This window comes from Lactococcus cremoris subsp. cremoris NBRC 100676, assembly GCF_001591705.1.
Classification (GTDB): domain Bacteria; phylum Bacillota; class Bacilli; order Lactobacillales; family Streptococcaceae; genus Lactococcus; species Lactococcus cremoris.
Genome location: NZ_BCVK01000090.1, coordinates 1 through 4,589 on the forward strand (window position 1 = coordinate 1; position 4,589 = coordinate 4,589).

Genomic DNA, 4,589 nt, shown 5'->3' on the forward strand with positions numbered 1-4,589 from the left:
GTTTAATAATTCTTCATATGCCACAGAACCATTATCGTTGAAAAATCGACGTTGAAAAAGTCGAGCACTATTATCTACAGGTTTAAAGTATTCTGAAAAAGTTTTGACATAAGTATAATAGTCTCGTTGAATTAGCTTTCCATTAACAAGTAATTCTGTTTTATAAACCTTATCAGTCGCAACTTTATCTAAATATGCCATCAAACGTATACCATTCTCTTCAGAAATATAAGTAACCGAATTAGTAGATGTTTTTTTCTCTTTAATTGTAAATGTAATTTCTTTTTCTAAATCTTTTACACTAAAGGTTGTTGGGCTAATTCTTACATCCGTAAAAGATTGATATAGCCAAATAATTTCATCATCTTCAAAGCCAATATTCTGAGCCATAGGTTGGAGATTTTCCTGAAACATATCAGTAAAAATGAATTTTGCTATTTGCTTATTTTTTTTGAAAATATTTGAACGATAAGCTTGCGCATATTCTACACCACTACTAGCCCATCCAATTCCCTTGTTGAAATTATATATTGTCATTTTTATTATTTCTCATCTTTCTACAAATATAAAGCGTTTTGAATCTCAATTAATAATTTTTTAGCAAAGAAGCCCTCTTTTATAAGTTCACCAATATCCTGAGAAGCCTTTTGTTTTTCTCTATATATTTCTTCTGTCATATCTTTTAGCAGTTCAAGCACTTCATCCATATTTTCACAAACAAAGCCTAAGTTATATTTTTCAACAAAGTCTTGCTTAGCCATCCCTTTATTCACAATTAACGGAATTCCAGCAGCTAAATAAGTAGAAAATTTATAAGAAGCATTCATTTCTGAGTATTCTCTCTCGTGTTGAGTTTCAATATCTTCACTCCAAACCAAGCCGTATCCACCTTGACGAAGAGAACGTAAAAGCTCATCATCATGCTTCCAACCTTGAATAATAACATTACCTTGGGGCTCAAATTATCCTCTACTAAAAACTTCAAGGCGCGTCTCACTCTTCCAGTTTTTAACAAATGGAAAGCGCTCCATATTTCCTGCAAATTTAAGGACAGGTTCAAAACAGGGCGTCTCAGGAAAATCCATTGTGGTTACATGATCCCAGACTTCTTGATATAAAACTGGAGGTGTAAGCCCTTTAGCTCTTAAGCTTACTTCCATTTTGCTTGATGGTAAGACAACCAAGTCCGCCTGATTGTAGGCTTCTAAATATGCATCAGCCAAATAAGCATTTCCTATAAACATCAATGGGACAAAATCATGAACGAACACAACTAGTTTTTTTGCTCGTTCTCGCAATTTTTTTAAAAGTACTTTATCAAAAGCAATACCATTCCATGTTGGCATTTGAGCAATTACTAATCCCCCATATTCAACCGAAGTAAGCATCCCATCAATACGCTTTTCTTTTTCTTCTTCACTATCGTCACTCACTCGATAAGCAGCAATATTAATTTCCTTATAACCTATTTCTTGTGCTAAATTCGTTATTGTATGCTGTCCATGCATTGCTGTGCTTTGTAAGGAATGACCATAAATATTAGTAATATATTTATTCAATTTTTTTATTACTCCATCTTCTTTAAGGGAAAATTACGACTAACTCTCCTTTTTTTATTTCAAATAAACTCAAAGCAACATTTCGAATAATCATCTTCGAAAGCTGCTCTTTATGATATCCATAACTTCTTTGAGCTTCTTTTTCATACTCAATCAATGGCGTTTTTTGTGCAGTGGCTCTTGAAGGAACTACAAACTTTAATTGATTTAAAATTTCAATTTGACTACTCCAAATCGTATCAATCGCTTTTAATATGCCTATTTGTAGATACTGGAAAAATGCTTTATCATCATGAAGTTGAGCTTGTTTGTTCTGTAAGTTCTTCTCAAATACAGACTGAATGAAATTCTCTTTTCCTGCTTGATTTTTTAAATATTGAAATGCTTGAATTTCTTTGAAATTATAGTCAATGTTATCTAATACAAATCTTTGTAATTCCACTTCTGTTTCAGAACCTTTTTGTTCAAACTATTCTTTTAGTGTTAAAGAGAGTTGCTGACTTAAAAAATTCAAAACTTCGTCAATATCAGAAAATTGCAGAACTCTTTGACGACTTTCATTGAACATATCTTTTTGTAGTTTAAGAATATTATCAAATTGCAAAGATTGGCTTCTTTGACCTTCTCCTTGCTCCTCTGATTTTTGCTGGGATTTTTTAAATGTTCGTCGTAAAGATCCTCTTCTTATTTTTGGGGGAACTTGATGATATGGAAGGTTTTGTGATTTTTCTACGCGTTTATCATAATATTTTTGAACTCTTCCTTGCATAAATTTTTTAATTACATCATCTTCTAAAGATTCATAACTATAAGTTACCCCTGGTTCTCCTTTGCGTCCTGCTCTGCCCTTTGCTTGCAGCTCTCCGCGTCGATTAGGTAAACGTTCCGTAATAATAACCGCAAGCCCACCTTTTTTTATCGACTCTTCCGTTATTTTTATGTCTGTCCCACGACCTGCCATAGTTGTAGAAACAGTCACAGCACCAACACGTCCTGCTTTCTTAATCATTTGGGCTTCTTTCAAACTACTTTTTGCATTCAAGACGTTATGAGCAATTCCAAGGTCCAAAAGGTAAAGAGACATTAACTCCGAAGCATCAACAGAACCAGTGATGATTAATAAAGGTTGTTCTTTCTTATGCAATTCTTGTATCTTCTTCAACGCTGCTTTTAATTTTGCTTCATTGGTTACGTAAGATAGAGAGGAATAGTCTTTTCTTTTATTTTTCTTATGAGTTTTTATTTTTTTACTGGCAGATTATATGTCCCAATAAATTCAGGTTCTGCTACTTTTGCCGTTCCTGACATCCCTGAAAGTTGACGAAATTGGCGAAATAGATTTTGATAAGTTACTGACGAAATCGTTTGAGACTCGGGAGTCCCTTTTGCCCCCTCTTTCGTTTGAACTGCCTGATGTAGGCCACTCTGTAAGCTAGAACCTTCAAGTATTCGACCATCTTTACGGCTCAAGAGTTTTACTTCTCCGTCTTCAACTAGATAATCTTTATCTTTTCTTATTGTATGCTCAGCCTTTAAGGCTAAAATCACATGTTGGTAGAGGCTAAAGTAAGGTAAACCCAATAAATTATCCACAGAAAAATAATGTTTTGCTTTTTCGATTCCTTTTTCTGTTAACCAAACATTTTCTCCTTCATCGTCCATCTCATAGTCTTGTTTTATTCTCAAAGTTTGAACAAATCGATGCGACACATCAAAATAATTAGACTGAACCTTTGGATTTCCTGAAATAATAAGAGGAGTTTGTGCGGTATCAATCAAAATTTCATCTACTTCATCCAGCAAGGCAAAAGTGAGTTCTGGCATAAAACGATTTTCAGGACTATCTGCTAACCCATCTATTAAAAAATCAAAACCAAATTCTCCATTTGAGGTATAAATAATATCTCCCCCATAACCTATCTTTCGCTGTTCTACAAGACTTTTAGTCTCATTTTCTACCGCACTGCTGTCTGAAACACTTAGACTTAGCCATTCATAGACAGGGCCAATTCGTTCTTTATCCCTTTTAGCTAAATAGCCATTTGTTGTAATAAGAAAAGACCGCCCCATGGTTAGAGCTTTTAAATACAAAGGAAGAGTTGCAACTAAACTCTTTCCTTCCCCTGTCTTCATTTCTGCGACATAGCCCTCATACAGTACCAAACCACCTAAAACTTGTTCATCGGTATGAAACATTTTCAGGACTCGATATGAGGCTTCACGTACCACCGCGAATGCTTCAACAATAATTGCTTCTTCATCTTCGTTGTTAGCAATTTTTTTCCTTAATATTTCGGTTTGCGCCTGTAATTTTTCATCAGACATTGCGCGATAATAAGTTTTCTGTTCATTAATTTTTTTTAATAATTTTTTTGCTTTTGAATTTCGCATTTTTTTCTCTTATCCCTACTTTAGACATCATTCTAAATAGCTGTTCTAGTATTTCTTAATTCCCTTTTGTCTTCACTTATGGTTTTTTGCTTGTGTTTAAATCTTTATTTTCAAATGACATTTTTTTCATGAATCAGCCAATTATTCGTTATTTTACACATATTAAGTTTTTGTTTTTCATCTAATCTTCGAAAAATAATTTCAGCAGAATTTTTATCATCATGGCCTTTCAACTCGTAAAGTTCACTTTTCCCAAACAAATATTCTGGAGAAACGTTAAAGTATTCTGATAGTTCTAACAATCGAAGCGCCGACGGCATGTGATTCATTTTATAATTATTTAAACCATTTCTAGAATAGCCGAGTTCTTTTTCGACTTGGTTTAATGACTTTCCTAAATTTTTACTCAATAGTTTTAGTCGTTTATAAAATATGCTTTCGTCCATTTTTTTGATTCCTTATCAATTATGATTTATATGTTTCCGAAAAATCTAAATTTTTCGGAGTCTCTAAAAACGTACGATATATCGATAGAATGGACAATCTAAACTTGATCAAATATGACAACAGTAGTCTTTTATATTTATCTTCTGTAATAACTATTATACATGCTTTCTGGAGTATTTCTACTATAAAATT

Annotated in this window: 6 protein-coding genes and 1 pseudogene; all 7 read right to left on the reverse strand. The window is 33.2% G+C overall.

Annotated elements, in window-relative coordinates:
* Positions 1–537, reverse strand: a pseudogene (locus LLA01S_RS11610) (accessory Sec system glycosyltransferase GtfA); the annotation flags it as partial.
* Positions 538–557: 20 nt separating this feature from the next.
* Positions 558–941 (reverse strand): glycosyltransferase, encoded by a 384-nt coding sequence (locus LLA01S_RS13440; protein ID WP_481808263.1) that lies wholly within the window; start codon positions 939–941, stop codon positions 558–560.
* A 21-nt stretch (positions 942–962) separates the two neighbouring features.
* Complete coding sequence (locus tag LLA01S_RS13445; protein ID WP_231099781.1) at positions 963–1,559, reverse strand: glycosyltransferase; 597 nt, start codon at positions 1,557–1,559, stop codon at positions 963–965.
* Between the two features lie 22 nt (positions 1,560–1,581).
* On the reverse strand, positions 1,582–2,001 hold the full coding sequence (locus LLA01S_RS13690; protein WP_231099782.1) for a hypothetical protein: 420 nt from the start codon (positions 1,999–2,001) through the stop codon (positions 1,582–1,584).
* A 27-nt stretch (positions 2,002–2,028) separates the two neighbouring features.
* Complete coding sequence (locus LLA01S_RS13695; RefSeq protein ID WP_372585171.1) at positions 2,029–2,721, reverse strand: preprotein translocase subunit SecA; 693 nt, start codon at positions 2,719–2,721, stop codon at positions 2,029–2,031.
* Between the two features lie 77 nt (positions 2,722–2,798).
* Positions 2,799–3,950, reverse strand: a complete 1,152-nt coding sequence (locus LLA01S_RS13460) for a preprotein translocase subunit SecA (RefSeq protein WP_232035045.1) — start codon at positions 3,948–3,950, stop codon at positions 2,799–2,801.
* 110 nt (positions 3,951–4,060) lie between these two features.
* A complete protein-coding gene (locus tag LLA01S_RS11625) occupies positions 4,061–4,396 on the reverse strand; it encodes a helix-turn-helix domain-containing protein (RefSeq protein ID WP_021165463.1) in 336 nt (111 codons plus the stop codon).
* Between the last annotated feature and the right edge of the window lie 193 nt (positions 4,397–4,589).

What these genes read in the sequence shown, in the direction of transcription:
- LLA01S_RS13460 (WP_232035045.1), bottom strand. Translation starts at nt 3,950, where the DNA reads ATGCGAAATTCAAAAGCAAAAAAATTATTAAAAAAAATTAATGAACAG.
- LLA01S_RS11625 (WP_021165463.1), bottom strand. Translation starts at nt 4,396, where the DNA reads ATGGACGAAAGCATATTTTATAAACGACTAAAACTATTGAGTAAAAAT.